At 69.5% G+C, this 1,117-nt stretch carries 1 protein-coding gene and 1 pseudogene; both read left to right on the top strand.

Annotation, left to right across the window (positions count from 1 at the left end):
- A pseudogene (locus NW858_RS04620) lies at window positions 1-465 on the top strand (hypothetical protein); the annotation flags it as partial.
- Between the two features lie 5 nt (window positions 466-470).
- The coding region (locus NW858_RS04615) for an FAD-dependent oxidoreductase (RefSeq protein WP_414520012.1) at window positions 471-1,117 on the top strand (647 nt) is incomplete at its 3' end.

Genomic DNA, 1,117 nt, shown 5'->3' with positions numbered 1-1,117 from the left:
GTCGTCTGGCTGCCACGCGAGCGGGTGCTGTTCGCCGGCGACACGGTGGAGTTCGGCGCGACACCCTACTGCGGCGACGCCCACTTCACCGACTGGCCGGCCACACTTGCCGCCCTGCGCGCGCTCGATCCGGTAGCGATGGTGCCGGGGCGCGGCGCAGCGCTGACCACGCCAGAGGACTGCCGGCGCGCGATCGAGGGCACGGAGGCGTTCACCACGCGGCTCTACGCGCTCGTGCGTGCCTACGCGCAGCGCGGCGCCCCGCTGAAGGAGACCTACGACGCAGCGGTGGCTGCGCTCAAACCGGATTTCGGACACTGGGTGATCTTCGAGCACTGCATGCCGTTCAATGTCAGCCGTGCCTATGACGAGGCGCTCGGCATCGATCGCCCGCGCGTCTGGACAGCGGCGCGCGATCTCGAGATGTGGCGCGCTCTCGAGGGCGGCGGGACGGGCGGAGGCTGAGCCCGATGTCCGCGACCTGGACCAGCCCGCGCTTCCCGTTCCGCCGACCGCCCGAACTCGATCGCGGGCTCTCTCATCATCGGGTGGCGATCGTCGGCGCCGGCATGGTCGGGCTCACCGTGGCGCTCGATCTTGCGCGGCACGGCATCGCCACGGTGCTGCTCGACGAGGACGACACTGTCAGCATCGGCAGCCGCGCGATCTGTCTCGCCAAGCGTACGCTCGAAATCTATGACCGGCTCGGGCTTGGCGAACGGCTGCTCGACAAGGGCGTAACCTGGCAGGTCGGCAAGGTGTTCCACGGCGCGAGCCTCGCCTATGCCTTCGACCTGCTGCCCGAGACCGGGCACCGCATGCCGGCCTTCGTTAACCTTCAGCAGTACTATCTCGAGGCTTGGCTGGTGGAGGCATGTGCCGCCAGTGGCCTGGTCGATCTGCGCTGGCAGTCGCGCCTCAGCGCCCTCGACTGCGCTGGCGATCACGTCCGGCTGACGGTCGAGACGCCCGAGGGCACCTATGCGCTGACCGCCGAGTGGCTGCTCGCCTGCGACGGCGCGCGCAGCACGGTGCGGGCGGCCCTTGACCTGCCCTTCGTCGGTCATGTGTTCCGCGACCGCTTCCTGATCGCCGACGTGGTGCTCAAGGGCAAGGT

It is taken from the genome of Synechococcus sp. H55.10, from assembly GCF_047502715.1.
Classification (GTDB): Bacteria; Cyanobacteriota; Cyanobacteriia; order Thermostichales; family Thermostichaceae; genus Thermostichus.
Note: the sequence above shows the minus strand (reverse complement) of the source record. Positions and strands in the feature narration are given on the sequence as shown.